The organism is Salinibacterium sp. 10G20-15 (genome assembly GCF_057365065.1).
Genome location: NZ_CP195118.1, coordinates 2,073,224 through 2,088,967, shown reverse-complemented (window position 1 = coordinate 2,088,967; position 15,744 = coordinate 2,073,224). Strand labels below are relative to the sequence as shown.

General features: G+C 62.5%; 15 protein-coding genes. 8 read left to right on the top strand and 7 right to left on the bottom strand.

Annotated features, from left to right (window positions below):
- Nucleotides 1–4 precede the first annotated feature (4 nt).
- A complete protein-coding gene (locus ACR3YK_RS10125; RefSeq protein ID WP_486174758.1) occupies nucleotides 5–1,606 on the bottom strand; it encodes a carboxyl transferase domain-containing protein in 1,602 nt (533 codons plus the stop codon).
- 99 nt (nucleotides 1,607–1,705) lie between these two features.
- On the opposite strand from ACR3YK_RS10125, the gene ACR3YK_RS10120 reads away from it, so the two are divergent.
- Complete coding sequence (locus tag ACR3YK_RS10120; RefSeq protein ID WP_486174757.1) at nucleotides 1,706–2,281, top strand: TetR/AcrR family transcriptional regulator; 576 nt, start codon at nucleotides 1,706–1,708, stop codon at nucleotides 2,279–2,281.
- 210 nt (nucleotides 2,282–2,491) lie between these two features.
- On the top strand, nucleotides 2,492–3,070 hold the full coding sequence (locus ACR3YK_RS10115) for a hypothetical protein (protein WP_486174756.1): 579 nt from the start codon (nucleotides 2,492–2,494) through the stop codon (nucleotides 3,068–3,070).
- A 76-nt stretch (nucleotides 3,071–3,146) separates the two neighbouring features.
- Here ACR3YK_RS10115 and ACR3YK_RS10110 read toward each other — a convergent pair whose 3' ends face one another.
- The 5 genes from ACR3YK_RS10110 to pdhA are packed head-to-tail and all read right to left on the bottom strand — an operon-like array spanning nucleotide 3,147 to nucleotide 8,155.
- Nucleotides 3,147–3,920 (bottom strand): hypothetical protein, encoded by a 774-nt coding sequence (locus ACR3YK_RS10110; protein ID WP_486174755.1) that lies wholly within the window; start codon nucleotides 3,918–3,920, stop codon nucleotides 3,147–3,149.
- Nucleotides 3,917–4,504 (bottom strand): signal peptidase II, encoded by a 588-nt coding sequence (locus ACR3YK_RS10105; RefSeq protein ID WP_486174754.1) that lies wholly within the window; start codon nucleotides 4,502–4,504, stop codon nucleotides 3,917–3,919. Before ACR3YK_RS10105 ends, ACR3YK_RS10110 begins: the two co-directional genes overlap by 4 nt.
- Nucleotides 4,505–4,539: 35 nt before the next feature.
- On the bottom strand, nucleotides 4,540–6,039 hold the full coding sequence (locus ACR3YK_RS10100) for a dihydrolipoamide acetyltransferase family protein (RefSeq protein WP_486174753.1): 1,500 nt from the start codon (nucleotides 6,037–6,039) through the stop codon (nucleotides 4,540–4,542).
- Nucleotides 6,039–7,040: an alpha-ketoacid dehydrogenase subunit beta gene (locus tag ACR3YK_RS10095; RefSeq protein WP_486174752.1), complete on the bottom strand. Its 1,002-nt coding sequence runs from the start codon at nucleotides 7,038–7,040 to the stop codon at nucleotides 6,039–6,041. The genes ACR3YK_RS10100 and ACR3YK_RS10095 overlap by 1 nt, the downstream gene beginning before the upstream one ends.
- On the bottom strand, nucleotides 7,037–8,155 hold the full coding sequence (pdhA, locus tag ACR3YK_RS10090; RefSeq protein ID WP_100388676.1) for a pyruvate dehydrogenase (acetyl-transferring) E1 component subunit alpha: 1,119 nt from the start codon (nucleotides 8,153–8,155) through the stop codon (nucleotides 7,037–7,039). The genes ACR3YK_RS10095 and pdhA overlap by 4 nt, the downstream gene beginning before the upstream one ends.
- Before the next feature lie 262 nt (nucleotides 8,156–8,417).
- On the opposite strand from pdhA, the gene ACR3YK_RS10085 reads away from it, so the two are divergent.
- A complete protein-coding gene (locus ACR3YK_RS10085; RefSeq protein ID WP_486174751.1) occupies nucleotides 8,418–9,158 on the top strand; it encodes a hypothetical protein in 741 nt (246 codons plus the stop codon).
- Here ACR3YK_RS10085 and ACR3YK_RS10080 read toward each other — a convergent pair.
- The gene (locus tag ACR3YK_RS10080; RefSeq protein WP_486174750.1) at nucleotides 9,155–9,838 is read right to left on the bottom strand and encodes a DUF8185 domain-containing protein; all 684 of its coding nucleotides are present in this window, start codon (nucleotides 9,836–9,838) and stop codon (nucleotides 9,155–9,157) included. The two genes, ACR3YK_RS10085 and ACR3YK_RS10080, sit on opposite strands and share 4 nt — an antisense overlap.
- Before the next feature lie 31 nt (nucleotides 9,839–9,869).
- Here ACR3YK_RS10080 and ACR3YK_RS10075 point away from each other — a divergent pair, with 31 nt between their 5' ends.
- The 5 genes from ACR3YK_RS10075 (at nucleotide 9,870) to ACR3YK_RS10055 (ending at nucleotide 15,744) form a co-directional block, all read left to right on the top strand.
- The gene (locus ACR3YK_RS10075) at nucleotides 9,870–10,724 is read left to right on the top strand and encodes an acyl-CoA thioesterase (RefSeq protein WP_486176402.1); all 855 of its coding nucleotides are present in this window, start codon (nucleotides 9,870–9,872) and stop codon (nucleotides 10,722–10,724) included.
- A gap of 424 nt (nucleotides 10,725–11,148) precedes the next feature.
- Complete coding sequence (locus ACR3YK_RS10070) at nucleotides 11,149–12,447, top strand: quaternary amine ABC transporter ATP-binding protein (RefSeq protein WP_486174749.1); 1,299 nt, start codon at nucleotides 11,149–11,151, stop codon at nucleotides 12,445–12,447.
- Nucleotides 12,444–13,403 carry an ABC transporter permease gene (locus ACR3YK_RS10065; protein WP_486174748.1) on the top strand — a complete coding sequence of 320 codons (960 nt, stop codon included), beginning with the start codon at nucleotides 12,444–12,446 and terminating at the stop codon, nucleotides 13,401–13,403. Before ACR3YK_RS10070 ends, ACR3YK_RS10065 begins: the two co-directional genes overlap by 4 nt.
- Nucleotides 13,404–13,506: 103 nt before the next feature.
- Entirely contained in the window at nucleotides 13,507–14,400 is an 894-nt protein-coding gene (locus tag ACR3YK_RS10060) for a glycine betaine ABC transporter substrate-binding protein (protein WP_486174747.1), read from the top strand.
- Between the two features lie 111 nt (nucleotides 14,401–14,511).
- Nucleotides 14,512–15,744, top strand: coding sequence for a glycerate kinase (locus ACR3YK_RS10055; protein WP_486174746.1), 1,233 nt, complete (start codon nucleotides 14,512–14,514; stop codon nucleotides 15,742–15,744).

The window sequence follows — 15,744 nt, the reverse complement described above, 5'->3', positions numbered from 1 at the left end:
GCAATCACATCCGGAAGAGGCCGAAGCCCGGTTCAGGCAGCGGGGTGGCCGCGGCGATATCGAGGGCCATGCCGAGCACGTCTCTGGTGTCTTTGGGGTCAATGATTCCGTCATCCCAGAGGCGGGCTGTCGAATAGTAGGGGCTGCCCTGGCGTTCGTACTGTTCACGGATGGGCTTCTCGAACTCGACCTTGTCGTCGTCGGTGAAGGCGTCTTCGCCGAGCTGATCGCGGCGCACCGTGGAGAGCACGGCAGCAGCCTGCGGACCGCCCATGACCGAAATGCGGGCGTTGGGCCACATCCACAAGAAGCGCGGTGAATACGAGCGACCGCACATCGAGTAGTTACCGGCACCGAACGAGCCGCCGATCACGACCGTGAACTTGGGAACGCGCGTCGTAGCGACCGCGGTCACCATCTTGGCTCCGTTCTTGGCGATGCCGCCGGCTTCATATTCCTTGCCGACCATGAAGCCCGAAATGTTCTGCAGGAACAGCAGCGGGATGCCGCGCTGATCACACAGTTCAATAAAGTGAGCGCCCTTGAGCGCCGATTCGCTGAACAGCACCCCGGCGTTTGCAACGATGCCGATCGGATGCCCGTGCAACGTCGCGAACCCGGTGATGAGCGTCGTGCCGTACTCCTTCTTGAACTCGTGGAACTCGCTGCCGTCGACGAGCCGCGCGATCACTTCGCGCACTTCGTAGGGGCTTTGCACGTCGGTCGGCACAACGCCGTAGAGCTCGTCAGGGTTCACAGCGGGAGGCCGCGAGGCAACAACATCCCACGCGGGAGCAGCAGGCTTCGGGATCGTCTTGATGATGTCCCGCACAATTTCGAGCGCGTGCCGGTCGTCGTCGGCCAGGTGGTCGGTGACGCCGGAGGTGCGCGCGTGCACGTCTCCCCCGCCGAGTTCTTCGGCCGTGACGATCTCGCCAATGGCGGCCTTCACGAGCGGCGGGCCGCCCAAGAAGATCGTGCCCTGATTGCGCACGATGATCGTCTCGTCGCTCATCGCCGGCACGTAAGCACCACCGGCGGTGCAGGAGCCCATAACCGAAGCAATCTGGGGGATGCCGGCCGCCGAGAGCCGAGCCTGGTTGTAGAAGATGCGACCGAAGTGATCGCGGTCGGGAAAGACCTCGTCTTGCATCGGCAGGAACGCGCCGCCCGAGTCAACGAGGTACACGCACGGCAGCTTGTTCTCGAGCGCAATCTCTTGAGCCCGCAAATGCTTCTTCACCGTGAGCGGAAAGTAGGTGCCGCCCTTGACCGTCGCGTCGTTGGAGATCACGAGCACGGGGCGGGAGTGGATGAGGCCGATACCGGCAATCACGCCAGCGCCGGGAGCCTGGTCGTCGTAGATTCCATTCGCGGCGAGCGGGGCAATCTCGATGAACGGGCTGCCCTCATCGAGCAGTTCATCGACGCGGTCGCGAGGCAGCAGCTTGCCGCGGGAGACATGGCGTTCGCGAGACTTCTCCGAGCCACCAAGAGCCGTCGTCGCGAGTCGTTCGCGCAATTGCTCGACAAGGCCGCGCATTGACTCTTCGTTAGCCGCAAACGTCGGGTGAGACGGCCTGGCGGCAGTAGAAATCTTCTCCATCGAACACCTTCGTTCTGCGTAGCTTGTGGCCACTTGGGTTAGTCATTACTAACTGAATTTAGGTTAGCGAGCATTAACCGAACTGTCTAGACTCAGAACATGAACGAGACGCCAACTCCGCGCAGCCAAGCGAAGGCCGACCGACGCGAGGCCCTCCTCGACGCCGCCGCCAGCCTCTTCGCCGAGCGCGGCTTCACGCGCGTCTCGCTCGAAGAACTCGGCTCCGCCGCCGGCGTGAGCGGCCCCGCCGTGTACCGCCACTTCGACGGCAAACAAGACGTGCTCGCCGCGATACTGGTCGACGCCAGCTCCAACCTGTGCCGCGGAGCCCAGACCGTGATCGAGCACGCCGCCACACCGCGAGCCGCGCTCGAAAGCCTCGTTCAATTTCATGTGGAGTTTGCGCTCGGCAATGCCGACGTCATCCGGGTTCAAGATCGCGACCTCGACAGTCTCACCGCCAGCGACCAACACGACGTTCGCGCCCTGCAGCGAAGCTACGTTGAACTGTGGGTCGGCGTGCTCTCTCAGTTGCATCCGGATGCCGCGACCACCGAGCTTCGCACCCGCGCCCACGCCACCTTCGGGCTCATCAACTCCACTCCCCACAGCGGGCGCGACGGCGCCACCAGTGCCGTGCTCGAGCGGATGGCGTTGGCCGCCCTCGACGCCTAGCGCCACGACCGCAGGCCCCGCGCCGCCGCTCGATGTGGTCCCGTGTAGCCGCGCGCTGTGGCGTCGCTAGGCAAGCCCATAGAAGCCTCATTGCGTTACGACAGAACTTGCCCATGACCTGCGCAGGCTCACCACAGCGTCTTGATAGAACCGGCGCGCACTGTTGATTTCGTACACCGGAGATTCCGGATAGGACGAAAAGGATCAACCATGAACAAGAAACTGATCACAGGAGCAGCCGGCGTAGTTGTGGCCTCCTGTGTCGGACTGGGCATTGCTTTGCCCGCCCAGGCTGACACCATCGAGACTGCCAGTACGGCAGTTGCCTCCGACACCACCACCGACAATACGACCAGTGGCGAGCACGCCGGGCGCGGTCACGCTCGCGGCCTCGACGCGGCCGGCCTCGCGACCAAGCTCGACCTCACGGAGACCGAAGTATCGGATGCTTTTGCAGCGTTGCGCGACAGCTCTGAGCGCCCCGAGCGACTCGATTCCGACGCCACCGAGGAAGAACGAACGGCAGCGAAAGATGAGCGCCGAGCAGCCCTCGTGACCGCTCTCGCCGCCGAACTCAACCTGGACGAAGACACCCTCACCGCTGCCCTTACCGAACTTCGCGCCGAGCATGAAGCCGAGCGCGAAGCCAACCCCGACGCCGGCAACGGCGAGCGCGGAGACCGTGGCGACCGCGCCGATCGTGGTGAGCGCGGAGAGCGCGGCCAGATGGGTGACCGCAGCGGCTCCGCTGACGACAGCACCGACACCGAAAGCGACACCGAGGAGTAAGCCTCACCCCGCACACCTCCCCCCCCAGGACGAAGGGCCTGCGACTGATCGGTCGCAGGCCCTTTCGTGTGAGTGGCTACGCGCCGCCGTCGAGGCTGCCGAGTCGACGCAGCACGGCGTTGAGCAAGGTGCCCTCGGCATCCGGGATCACGTGGTGGTTGAGGTAGATGCCCTCGAGCCACGGCAGCACTTCTTCGGCCGCAAGACCGATGGTGTTCCAGTCGACGCCGGGTACCGCTTTCGAGCGCGGTTCTCCCGTGCGCGGGTCAGTCCAGGCTTCAGCGATGGGCTGGTCAGGTTCTGACTCCCCCGCACCCCACAGCAGGGCGATCGGATGATTCTCGCCCTCGATGTGGTCATGGCTCACGGTGCCCGCACCGAGCCAGGGCAGCGTGAGCAGCTCGCCCTCCACCTCAACCTCCAGCAGGTCGAGTTGCACAGGTTCTGCCACTTCGCAGATGTAGAGATCGAAACCGGCATCGTGCCAGGCCGCAGCCTGCGTGATGTCGTCGAGCAGAGTCGGCAGCAGCGCATGAAAGTCGCTGGCTAGTCGCGTTGCCCACAGCACGAGGATGCGTGTGTCGTTTGCCGACCATGGGCTCGACTCGCGAGGTTCGCCCTGCGGAGTATGAAAGTGGTGGCTGACGCCCTCTGCCGTGGTTTCGCAGTGCAGTTGCCCATCCGGATACTCAACGTGCAGATCACTTAACTGGGCTTCGTCATCCCAGCCAGCAAAGAGTTCCGGCGCCGCAAGCGTCGGCGGCAGATCGATCGGCGGAGTGCGCCGCGTGCCCAAGTTGAGTACTGCCCGCAGCCGCGTGTTGGGCATGCGGAGGCTGAGGTCGGTCATCCCGTTGTGGTGGGAGTGGTCGCGGCATCCGCGTCACTGGTCGTTGCAGGTTCAGGCTTGGCGGCAATGCCCATGATCGAAATGATGACGATCATGATGGCGCCGCCAACGAGAGCAATGTCGGCGATGTTGCCGATGAAGTAGCCGTTGTAGTTGATGAAGTCGACAACGTGGCCTCGGGCAAACCCGGGGTCACGGAACAGGCGGTCACCGAGGTGAGTGATGGCTCCACCGAGAAGCATGCCGAGGGCGACGGCCCACGCCCGCGACTGAACGGTCCACGCGTACCACGTGATGGCGACGACGGCGATCGCCGCGATGATCGTGAGCACCCAGGTGAATTCCTCGGCAAGCGAGAAGGCAGCGCCGGGGTTGTAGACGAGTTGGAACGACAACAGATCACCGATGATCGGGATGTTCTCGCCACCGCTGAGGTTGGCTTCAGCCCACCACTTGCTGAGCTGGTCAGCAGCGATCACGAATGCGGCGAGCGCAAAGAGGCCCACGAGCAAACGGCGCGGTGCACGCGTGGCAGTAGGAGCCGGAGCAGGGGTGGCCGCAGCAGGGTCGAGATTCTCGGTCATAAGACCATTCTTACCTGTTGCGGCCACTACCGCTGTCACACCATTGTCAGAACGGTGCCGGGGTCGTTCAGAATCGAGCCAACATCGGTCAAGAATCGGGCGCCCTGCTCGCCGTCGACGAGTCGGTGATCGAACGACAGGCTCAGGGTCATCACGTCGCGCAGCGCGACTTCTCCGTGGTGTTCCCACGGCATCCTGCGTACGGCACCCATCGCCAGAATCGCGGCTTCCCCCGGATTCAGGATGGGAGTGCCCGCGTCGATGCCGAAGACGCCCACGTTGGTGATCGAAATGGTTCCACCATTGAGCGATGCCGGAGTTGCCTTGCTCGCTCGCGCATTGCGAGCCACGTCACCGATTGCCTCAGTGAGTTCGGCCAGGTTCATGGCATCAGCATCCTTGAGGTTCGGCACCATCAGCCCTCGCGGCGTCGCGACGGCGATCCCGAGGTTGATGTAACCGAACTCCACGATTTCGTTGGCGTCAGCATCCCACCGCGAGTTGAGCGAGGGATTACGCGCCACTCCAATGCACAGCGCCTTCGCCACCACAGCGAGCACCGACGCTGCTGTGCCCTTGGCCTTGAGCTTGGCGACCAGTTCTACCGTGCGCGTGACATCGATCGTCAAGAACTCGGTAACGTGCGGTGCCGTGAACGCGCTCGCGACCATCGCCGCCGCGGTTGCCTTGCGCACCGACTTGATCGGCGTGCGGGTTTCGCGCGGTCGCGAGCCCGCGAGCACTCCTGTGCGAGTCGGGGCGGATGCTCCCGCTCCCGTGGCATCGTCAGCCAGCGCTCCGGTGCCGGAGGTTTCCGCCGCGCTCAGCACGTCATCCCGAGTGATGATGCCCTCGGGCCCGGTTCCGGTCACCTGCGTGAGGTCAACGCCACGGTCGGCGGCGAGCTTGCGCACGGGTGGCGTTGTCTTGGTGCGGGCGTCTGCCTGCGAGACTGCGGGCTCTGAGGCTGCGGCCGTAGACGCGTCGGACGTGGATGTCGCTGGCTCTGCCACGGTGCCGGATGCGGCATCCACGGCTGGCGATGACACTGCCGCTGACTCTGCTGCCGCTGGTGCGCCTCCGCCCTTGCGCGGTTTGCGCGTGGGGCGTTTACCGCTCTCCACGGCGGGGCCGTAGCCGACGAGCACCGAGTTTCGTTCGGGGGCGGACTTTGCCGCAGCCGCGGTGTCTTCGCCGTTCGCCTGTGTCGCATCATCCGCAGCACCGCGTGAATCGGTGGCACCGCTTGAATCAGTGGCACTACTCGAACCGCTGTCGCCCGCGGGCCCACCACCCTCAAGCTCAAACGTCACAATGCGCGTGCCGACCTGCACGGTCGAACCTGGCTCAGCGTGCAGTGCCGAGATCTTGCCGGCAACGGGCGAAGGCAGGGAGACGATCGCCTTGGCGGTCTCCACCTCAGCAATGGGCTGATTGAGCGTCACGAGGTCGCCAACAGCAACATGCCACTCCACGAGCTCAGACTCGGTCAAACCCTCGCCCAAATCGGGCAGCGCAAACTCTTTGACAGCCACTATGCGCTCCAACCGGTGAGTGAATTCACGCGACCCAGCGCACGGTCAACACCGTCGAGGATGCGGTCGAGGTCGGGCAAGAAATGGTCCTCCAACTTCGCGGCCGGGTACGGCACATCGAAGCCCGTAATGCGCACGGGCGCTGCCTCCAAGAAGTAGAAGCAACGATCGGTGAGCGTCGCGGCGATCTCGGCGCCGAGGCCGCCAGACTCCGAGGCTTCGTGGGTAATCACGAGCCGCCCCGTCTTGCGCACGCTCGCCGAAACAGTGTCGAAGTCGACCGGGGAGAGCGAGCGAAGATCAACCACTTCAATAGAAATTCCATCATCGGCGGCGGCGACTACGGCATCCAGAGCCGTTGCGACGAGGGGGCCATAGGTCACGAGCGTGACGTCGGTTCCTTCGGTCACGACGCGCGCTTTGCCCATGGGCAGAGCGGTGGCATCTTCGTCGACCTCACCCTTGGTCCAGTAGCGGCGCTTGGGCTCGAAGAACAGCACCGGGTCGTCGCTGGCAATCGCTTCGCGCAGCATGCTGTGGGCATCCTGCGGCGTCGAGCACGTAACAACGCGCAGTCCCGCGGTGTGAGCGAAGTATGCCTCCGGTGACTCGGAGTGGTGCTCGACAGCGCCGATACCTCCGCCATAGGGCACACGAATTGTCAGCGGCATCCGCACCTTTCCGGCAGTCCGGTAGTGCAGCTTGGCGACCTGGGCGACGATCTGGTCGAAGCCCGGGTAGATAAAGCCATCGAACTGGATCTCGCAGACCGGGCGGTAGCCCCGGAATGCGAGGCCAACGGCCATACCGATGATGCCGGCTTCCGCGAGCGGGGTGTCGATCACGCGGTCTTTGCCAAAGTCACGCTGCAGCCCGTCGGTGACGCGGAAAACGCCACCGAGGGTTCCGATGTCTTCACCGAGCAAGACAACCTTGTCGTCGTCGCTGAGAGCGCGACGCAGTCCAGAGCCGAGAGCTTTCGCGAGAGTGAGTTCTGTCATTTGTCGAATCCCTCGAGGTAGGCCTTGTACTGGCTCTTTTGACGCGCGAGCCCCGAGTGCTCGGTCGCATAAACGTTGTCGAACACACTGAGCGGTTCGGGGTTCTCGAGCGCCAAGCATCCGGCGCGGAATTCTGCCGCCACCTCGTCTGCTCGAGCCTGAATGGATGCCGCCAGTTCGTCGGTCAGCACCCCTTCGCTGCGCAAAAACGCTTCCACGCGCGCGATCGGGTCGCGTGCTTCCCACTCCTTCGCGACAAGCGGGTCGACGTAGCGGCTCGGATCGTCAGAGGTCGTGTGCGGTCCTCGGCGGTAGGTCACCGCTTCGATGAAGGTCGGGCCGCCACCGGTGCGGGCGCGGTCGAGAGCACTGCGCGTCGCCGCCATAACAGCCAGCACGTCGTTGCCATCGACTCGGATGCTCGGAATCCCGAATCCTGGAGCCCGATCGGCAATCGGCCGCTGAGCCTGAAGCCCCACGGGCTCAGAAATAGCCCACTGGTTGTTTTGGCAGAAGAAAATCACGGGAGCGTTGAAGGAGGCGGCGAAGACCATCGCTTCGTTGACATCCCCCTCGCTCGTGGCGCCGTCGCCAAAGTAGGCGACCGAGACGCTGTCGACGCCGTCGAATGTGCACCCGACCGCATAGCCGGTGGCGTGCAGCGTCTGAGCGCCAATGATGACCGCGGGCGTTGCCATGCCGACCTCGAAGGGATCCCAGCCGGAGGATGCCGTGCCGCGCCACACGCGCAGAAGGTCGGGCAGCTTTACACCGCGACAGTAGGCGACAGCGTTCTCACGGTAGCTGGAGAAGACGAAGTCGTCGGGGCGCAGCGTGCGGGCAGAGCCGACCTGCGCAGCTTCTTGCCCGAAAAGTGGTGGCCAGAGGCCGAGTTCGCCTTGACGTTGCAGGGCGGTTGCTTCCGTATCGATACGGCGCACGATGATGAGGTCTTCGTAGAGGCTCGCGAGCTGATCACCGGTGACGTCAGAGACCCAGGGGTCGTAGAGTTCGTCGCTCAGCCGTTTTCCATCAGGGTCGAGAAGTTGTACAAACTCAGGAGTTTGCTTCTTCGCCCCAGACATCTGGGCTTTCACGGGCACGGTGGTACTCATCGTTTCTCCGATCCGCCTTTGCGCCTGCAGGTAAGCCGCGCTCTAGCGATCCTCACAACCGCGATTGGTAAATCGCAGGTTGACCCGAGCCTCGTCGCTCGGAGTTAATCTGACGGTACCTACACAGTCGGCGGTTCACAAGATGCCGCACGAAAGTGGCTCCAGATTGAGAGGATGCCCAGCTCACGTTCAGTCCCGAAAACACGGGCGTCGCCCGCGAGCAAGTGTCAGCTTCGCCCGCCCAGACGGTTAGAATCGCAGGGTGACTGACGCATCAAACCCCCTCCCCGCTGCTGGCTGGTACCGCGACCCCGCCGGAGGAGCTGCTCCTCGCTGGTGGAACGGAACAGCGTGGGCTGCCGCCAACACGGTTCCCGCGGATGCGACGCCGTTGCCTACCCCGGCGCCGACGCCCGTCACGCCTGCGGCATCCACGAACCCGGTGCCGCCGATCGCTCCCATTTCACCGGTTGCACCAGCAGCATCGGTAGCACCCGCCGCGACAACTCTGGGTGCGGGATCAGCCCCCAGCTATAGCTACGCAGCACCGAGCGATCTCAGTGATACCGGCACCAACACGTGGCAGATTTGGCTGCTGGTGCTCTTGCCGCTGCTGCAGATTCCCGGCATTCTGGCGATCGATACGAGCGCCTTCGTTCCCCGCCTGACCGATGGGCCGGCCGACGCGCAGCTTCGACTCATGCTCGACCCGGGCTACCTGTGGGTGTCGCTCTCCGGCTGGCTAGTCTTCCTTGCTGCGATCCCGCTCGCGATCTTTGACCGCCGCGCTCTTGACCGCCGCGGCGTCGACCGTCCCTTCCACTGGGCGTTCGTTTTCATTGGTTGGTTCGTCTACGCCATCGGACGTTCAGTGGTGGTGCGCCGCCGAACCGGTCAGGGACTCGCTCCGTTGTGGGGTTCAGTTGGCGTTGTGCTCTTGGGCTTCATCGCAAACATAGTCTTCTTCGTGTCGCTCGTCGCCCAAATCTCAGAGTCGTTCTAACGAGCTACCGACCACGCCCGGCGCTTCACGAGAACGTGACCGCGCTTGGTCGTCAGCCGCGTCCAGGCTCCTGATTCGTAGATGGATGCTGCTTCGTCGTCGTCGCCGATGAACCCGAGGCTTACGGCGGCGAAGCCCGCACCCGCAGGAACGTAGTCAGGTTCGTCGAGCGGGCGCCCCCAAACTTCAGTACGCACCTTGTGCACGAGCGCTTCGCCGGTGCCGGTGGGGATCGCTTCGGCAACTTCGTCGATTCCAGCACGGGCGGCTTCTTCGAGCACAGCGCTCGGCACAGAATCGATCGCGACCCATCCCCCGCGTGGCGGAGTGATGGCCGCCCACGTGACGGTGTTGACGCTCATCGGCAAACGGACCGCGACTGGCTCGCCCACGGTATCCGCTGATTCCTCGGCAGCGCTCTCTATGCGCGCCAGCAGAGAACGAACGGGAACTACTGCATCGAACTCGTCTTTCGAGGCGAGAGCAAAGGTGCGTAAACCCAGCACTGTCGGGCTCTGATCGAGCAGTCCGGCGGGGTGCAGCACAGAGACATAGACGGCGAGAACGCCGGCGCCACCGATGAGACGAACGGAGCCCTCATCCACTCGGGCAGCTCGGCCCAAGAAAACCTGCAGGTCGCCCAGCGCAAGGGAATCGACCAAAGTAAACGTTGCAGTCATAGGCCTCTAAACTACAGGCATGAGCGACCCTATGTCTGGGCTTCTGACTGCCCTCGATCTGACCGACACCGGCGCACGAACAAGCGAAGACATTTTCACTGGTCCCAGCCAGTGGATGCCTCAGGGCCGGGTCTTCGGAGGTCAGGTGTTAGCCCAGGCTCTTGTGGCCGCGCAGCGCACCATCGCCGAAGATCGCTCAGTGCACTCGATGCACGGCTACTTCCTCCGCCCCGGTGATGTGAACCTTCCGATCACCTTCTCGGTTGACCGCATTCACGACGGTCGTTCGTTCTCGACTCGCCGCACGCAGGCGTATCAAAGTGGTGTGCCGATTCTCTCGGCGATCGCGTCATTTCAGGATGCGGATGAGGGGCTCGACCACCAGATAGATATGCCTACCGATCTGCCCGATCCCGAGACCTTGCCGACGACGGCGGAAATTCTTGCGGCGGTTGACCATCCTGTTGCGCGCTATTGGGCTTCGGAGCGCCCTTTCGACATGCGCTACGTCACGTCACCAATCTTCCTGGGGGTTGATGGGAGCAAAGTCGCCCATCAGGCGGTCTGGCTCAAATCGGTCGGCCCGATGCCCGACGATATGAATGTTCACCGCGCGGCGCTTGCCTACGCCAGCGACTACTCGATCCTCGAATCGATCATGCGCCGTCACGGTTTGGCTTGGGTGACCCCCGGCATCAAAGTGGCCAGCCTCGATCACGCTATGTGGTGGCACCGGGAGGCGCGAGTCGATGAGTGGCTTCTCTACGTGCAGGAATCGCCGAATGCGATCGGGGGCCGTGGACTGTCGCAGGGCCGCATCTACGACCGAGCCGGACGGCTTATTGCGAGTGTCGCGCAGGAGGGAATGGTTCGCCCACCGCGCTAACACCCGTCATTTCGTCAAATTGGACGGTCAACTCGGTGCTTCGTGGTAACAAAACAGTAACGAACGCGACACCGCTCGATCCGTACTGTGCCGCGGATCGGCACCGGCAATCCCCGCGAAATGTCCCCAATTTGGTGGACTCCACCCTGCAAGAACCCTCAAAAAACGTTACCGTTGATATCGGCCTTGCCCCCGGTGTGCCCGTTTTTGGGTCCTGTCGGCAAGGTGCTACGAATCAGGCCGCGCGCGCCACCCCAGCAATGGGATGTCGTTCGTACGGTTGTTTCGCAGTGGAGTTGCTCCGAAAGCGCTCCCCTATCGATTCCCACGAGAACTAACTCAAGGAATCGACAGAGCCCTGCGTGCAACCCGGACCGTAATCGAGAGAAGCGAAGCCCTCAAGGTGCCGAGTAATCAGGAGAACGTGACCGAGAAATTTGCTGTCAGCGCCAAAAACATCTACAAGGTTTTTGGGCGTCGCCCCAATGAAGCAGTAGAGAGGCTCCAGCACGGCGCCTCCCGTGATGAGATCACCGAGTTGGGAACAGCAGCCGTAATCGATGCGAGCTTTGATGTTCTGCCCGGCGAAATCTTCGTCGTCATGGGTCTTTCCGGTTCAGGAAAATCCACCCTCATTCGCATGCTAAACGGCCTCTGGGACACGACCTCCGGAACCGTCACCGTCGGTGGCGACCTCATCACCGGAATCTCCGCTCCCAAGCTGCGCGACGTTCGTCGTCGCCGCATCTCGATGGTGTTTCAGCACTTTGCGCTCTTCCCTCACCGCAGTGTCCTTGAGAATGCCGCCTACGCGCTTGAAGTTCAGGGCGTTCCCCGCGACGAACGTCTCGCTCGTGCACAAAAAACTATCGATCTTGTTGGTCTCAAGGGCTGGGGCCACAAGATGCCCTCAGAACTTTCGGGCGGAATGCAGCAGCGCGTCGGCCTTGCCCGCGCTCTCGCCGCCGACACTGACGTTCTGCTGATGGACGAGGCTTTTAGCGCCCTCGACCCGCTCATCCGTCGCGAAATGCAAGAGCAGTTGCTTGAACTCCAGCACGAGCTCGGCAAGACCATCATCTTCATTACTCACGACCTCAACGAAGCCATGTTCTTGGGCGACCGAATCGCCGTTATGCGTGACGGCCGCATCGTTCAAATTGGCACACCAGAAGACATCCTTACCGATCCAGCCAACGACTACGTTGCCCAGTTCGTTCAGGATGTCGACCGTTCGCGCGTTCTTACCGCCGCAAGCGTTATGGAGCCTGCCCGCGCCACCGTCTTTGCCGCTGGTGGACCGCGTGCTGCTTTGAAGACCATGCGTGACCTTCAAACCTCGACCGCTTTCGTGATCACCCGCGACCGCACCCTTCAAGGAGTGGTTCGAGACGCAGATGTCATGAAGCTGGTTCGCAAAGGCAACAGCGACCTCACCTCTGTCTTGAGCGACGAATACAACGCCGTCGATGAAAATACGGCTCTTGCGGAACTCTTCGTTCCCTCAGTTGAGAGCCCTTTGCCGCTTGCCGTCACTGACGAACGCGGCAGGCTCAGAGGTGTGGTGCCACGAGTCACCCTCCTAGCGGCGCTCGGAAACGTGTCAACCGACACTGGTGAGTTGCAAGTCATGGAACCACCGCTAACCGTCTCCACAGAGGTCATCACCGATGCTTTGGATGCTAGCGATACGAGCTCCGACACGAAGGAGGACGCACGATGAACGACTTTTTCAGACTCCCCCTCGGTCAGTGGGTTGAAAACGCCATTGATTTCATCACTGCCACTTTTGGCTTCCTGTTTGATTTCATCAAACTGATCATTTCCTCGGTCGCCGACGGAATGAACTTCGTGTTCACCTCGCCTCCGTTCTGGGTCATGCTCATCATTTTCGCGGTGCTGGCGTTCGTCGCTCGCGGTTGGCTGTTCTCCCTCGGCACCACACTTGGCTTCCTTCTCATCCTCAGTCTGGATCAGTGGGAGAATGCGATGGATACCTTGGCGCTCGTACTCGTCGCCGCGGCGATCGCTGTGCTCATCAGCGTTCCGCTCGGAGTCCTCGCCGCAAAGTACCGCTCCGTGTCGACAATCGTGAAGCCGATTCTGGACTTCCTGCAGACCATGCCGGCCTTCGTTTACCTCATTCCTGCCCTCATTCTGTTCCGCATCGGTGATGTTCCCGGAATCGTGGCGACCGTGCTGTTCGCGCTCGCACCGGGCGTTCGCCTTACCGAACTGGGGATCCGCGGTGTAGACCGCGAAGTTGTTGAGGCAGGTCAGGCTTTCGGTTCATCGCCGGGCCGCATCCTGCGTCAAATTCAGCTTCCCCTGGCGCTGCCGTCCATCATGGCCGGCATCAACCAGGTGATCATGCTCTCGCTCTCTATGGTCGTTATCGCGTCCATGGTTGGCGCTGGCGGTCTCGGTCAACCTGTTATCCAGAGTCTGAGCCGTGCGGATGTCGCACTCGGCTTCGAAGCTGGCCTTTCGGTAGTGATCTTGGCCATCTTCCTTGACCGTCTCACCGCATCCTTCGGTTCGGGCAAGGGTTTCTTCCGATTCATCATCGAGTCATTCAACGTTCGCGGTCGTCGCGCAGAATCTGCTGCAGTGGATGCTGCTGCACACAGCGACGCCGCAACAACCGAACCTGCGGAACTTACTCCTCCCGTTCGCTAATTTTCGGGCGCCCACCCGCGCTCGTTTCCCCGCATGCAGAGAACCCTGTGTGCATCGACGTCAACATCGTCGCGCTTTAGCGTTGACAGAAAAGGACGACACCATGAAGAAGCAGACACGCGCTGCAATTGCAATCGGAGCCGCTGCGCTCCTCGGTCTCTCAGCTTGCGCTGCAGGCGGAGACGACACGGCTGGCGGAGACGCTGCTGAGAACAAGGATCTCAGCATTGCCGTATTCAACGGATGGCCCGAGGGCGAAGCAGTTTCGTACCTCTGGAAGGCAATCCTTGAAGAAAAGGGCTACAACGTCGAGCTCGAATATGCTGACGTAACCCCGATCTTCTCGGGCCTCAGCACCGGAGACTACGACGTCGCGCTTGACGGATGGCTCCCCATCACTCACGCGAGCCTGATGGAAGAATACGGCGACACGATCGACGACCTCGGCGCGTGGAACAGCGAAGCGGGACTCACCGTTGCTGTAAACGCAGACGCCCCGATCGATTCGCTCGAAGAGCTCGCAGCAAACGCTGACGCATTCGGCGACCGCATCGTTGGAATCGAGCCTGGTGCAGGTCTCACCGAGGCAGTAATGAACAACACCATGCCGACCTACGGCCTCGAAGACATGGAACTGTTGACCTCGTCGACTCCCGCCATGCTCGCTGAGCTGCAGGCCGCTCTCGACAACGGCGAGAACATTGCCGTTACTCTCTGGCGTCCGCACTGGGCCTACGATGCATTCGACATCAAGGACCTCGCTGACCCTGAGGGAACTCTGGGCGACATTGAAGAAATTCACTCGTTTGCCCGTGAAGGTCTGAGCGACGACATGCCCGAGGTCACCGAGTGGATCTCGAACTTCAAGATGGACTCCGAGCTGCTCTACTCGCTCGAGAACGTCATGTACAACGAGTACGAAGGTACCGACTACGAGCCCATCGTTGCAGACTGGATCGCAGCGAACCAGGACTACGTAGACGGCCTCACCAGCTAATACTGCTGTAGTTTTCAGCACTTCAGTGCTGTAACTCACGAAAGGGGTCGCCTTGGGGCGGCCCCTTTTTGCGCGCGACAGATGTGCGCGCGGCCGCGCTAGGGTCGAAGGGTGCCAGCTACCGAGAACCCCATCGTCATTATTGCCCCCGACTCGTTCAAAGGAAGTTTGAGCGCTGCGGATGCCGCAGGTGCCCTCGAGCGCGGCGCACGCGAGATGCTTCCCGGCACCGCAACCGTGCTGACGTTTCCCATGGCGGACGGCGGAGAAGGCTCGCTCGATGCCGTTCTCGCTGCCTGGCTTCAGCCCGCGCTCACGATGTCTACCGTCGACGCTCTCGGACGTGGCCGCGACGCGCGTTATGGCCTCGACCATGACGGCCGCCGCGCTGTCATCGAAGCCGCGCAGGCTAACGGGCTCCCCCACGTTCTCGATGTCACCGCAGAACCGCTGCGCGCCGACAGCTATGGCGTTGGGGTCATCGCCGCGAGCGTCATCGAACGCGGCGCCCGCGATATCACCCTCTTTCTCGGAGGCTCCGCCAGCACCGACGGCGGCACTGGCCTGTTGCGCGCCCTCGGTGCACGAATGCTCGACGCCAACGGCACCGAGTTGGCACCCGGAGGTGGCGCGCTAGACTCCCTCGAAACGATTGACCTCAGTGGGCTGATGCCCGGCGCCCTGGAGACGACGTGGCGTATCGCCGTCGATGTGACCAATCCACTGACGGGGAGCCGGGGAGCGGCCCACGTCTTCGCCCCTCAAAAAGGAGCAACGGCATCCGATGTTGCCGTATTGGATGCGGGGCTCGCCCGCTTGGCGAGAGTGCTCGCCGAGACGCCGCTCGCCGCCCAACGCGGGTTCTCGGCTGCGGGAATCGCCGCCCTGCCTGGAATCGGTGCCGCCGGTGGCACTGCGGCGCCCCTCGTTGCGCTCTTTGGCGCGGAACTGGAACGCGGTGCTCAACTCGTCGCCGACACCATCGGCCTCAGCGACGTTATCGGCACGGCCGACGTGATCATCAGCGGTGAAGGACGATTGGATGCTCAGTCGCTCGACGGTAAGGTTGTGGACTACCTTCGTGGGTCGAAGTCGCCCACGGGGTTCTTGGTAGTGGTCGCGGCGATTGTCGACCTCACCGCCGATCAATGGTCGGCCGCCGGGATCGATGCCGCCTTGCCATTGGGATCGGGCGTTGAAAACCGCAAGGAACTATTTCAGTTTGCGGCTCCTCTGCTCGAAGCCCGCGGGGCTCACGCCATTGCCGAGTGGCTTGATCCGACCGATCTCGACGAAGAGTTTCGCGACGACGAGGGCGATGGCCTCGGAGTTCTTGACGACTAG

What these genes read in the sequence shown, in the direction of transcription:
- ACR3YK_RS10125 (WP_486174758.1), bottom strand. Translation starts at nt 1,606, where the DNA reads ATGGAGAAGATTTCTACTGCCGCCAGGCCGTCTCACCCGACGTTTGCG.
- ACR3YK_RS10120 (WP_486174757.1), top strand. Translation starts at nt 1,706, where the DNA reads ATGAACGAGACGCCAACTCCGCGCAGCCAAGCGAAGGCCGACCGACGC.
- ACR3YK_RS10115 (WP_486174756.1), top strand. Translation starts at nt 2,492, where the DNA reads ATGAACAAGAAACTGATCACAGGAGCAGCCGGCGTAGTTGTGGCCTCC.
- ACR3YK_RS10110 (WP_486174755.1), bottom strand. Translation starts at nt 3,920, where the DNA reads ATGACCGACCTCAGCCTCCGCATGCCCAACACGCGGCTGCGGGCAGTA.
- ACR3YK_RS10105 (WP_486174754.1), bottom strand. Translation starts at nt 4,504, where the DNA reads ATGACCGAGAATCTCGACCCTGCTGCGGCCACCCCTGCTCCGGCTCCT.
- ACR3YK_RS10095 (WP_486174752.1), bottom strand. Translation starts at nt 7,040, where the DNA reads ATGACAGAACTCACTCTCGCGAAAGCTCTCGGCTCTGGACTGCGTCGC.
- pdhA (WP_100388676.1), bottom strand. Translation starts at nt 8,155, where the DNA reads ATGAGTACCACCGTGCCCGTGAAAGCCCAGATGTCTGGGGCGAAGAAG.
- ACR3YK_RS10080 (WP_486174750.1), bottom strand. Translation starts at nt 9,838, where the DNA reads ATGACTGCAACGTTTACTTTGGTCGATTCCCTTGCGCTGGGCGACCTG.
- ACR3YK_RS10075 (WP_486176402.1), top strand. Translation starts at nt 9,870, where the DNA reads ATGTCTGGGCTTCTGACTGCCCTCGATCTGACCGACACCGGCGCACGA.
- ACR3YK_RS10065 (WP_486174748.1), top strand. Translation starts at nt 12,444, where the DNA reads ATGAACGACTTTTTCAGACTCCCCCTCGGTCAGTGGGTTGAAAACGCC.
- ACR3YK_RS10060 (WP_486174747.1), top strand. Translation starts at nt 13,507, where the DNA reads ATGAAGAAGCAGACACGCGCTGCAATTGCAATCGGAGCCGCTGCGCTC.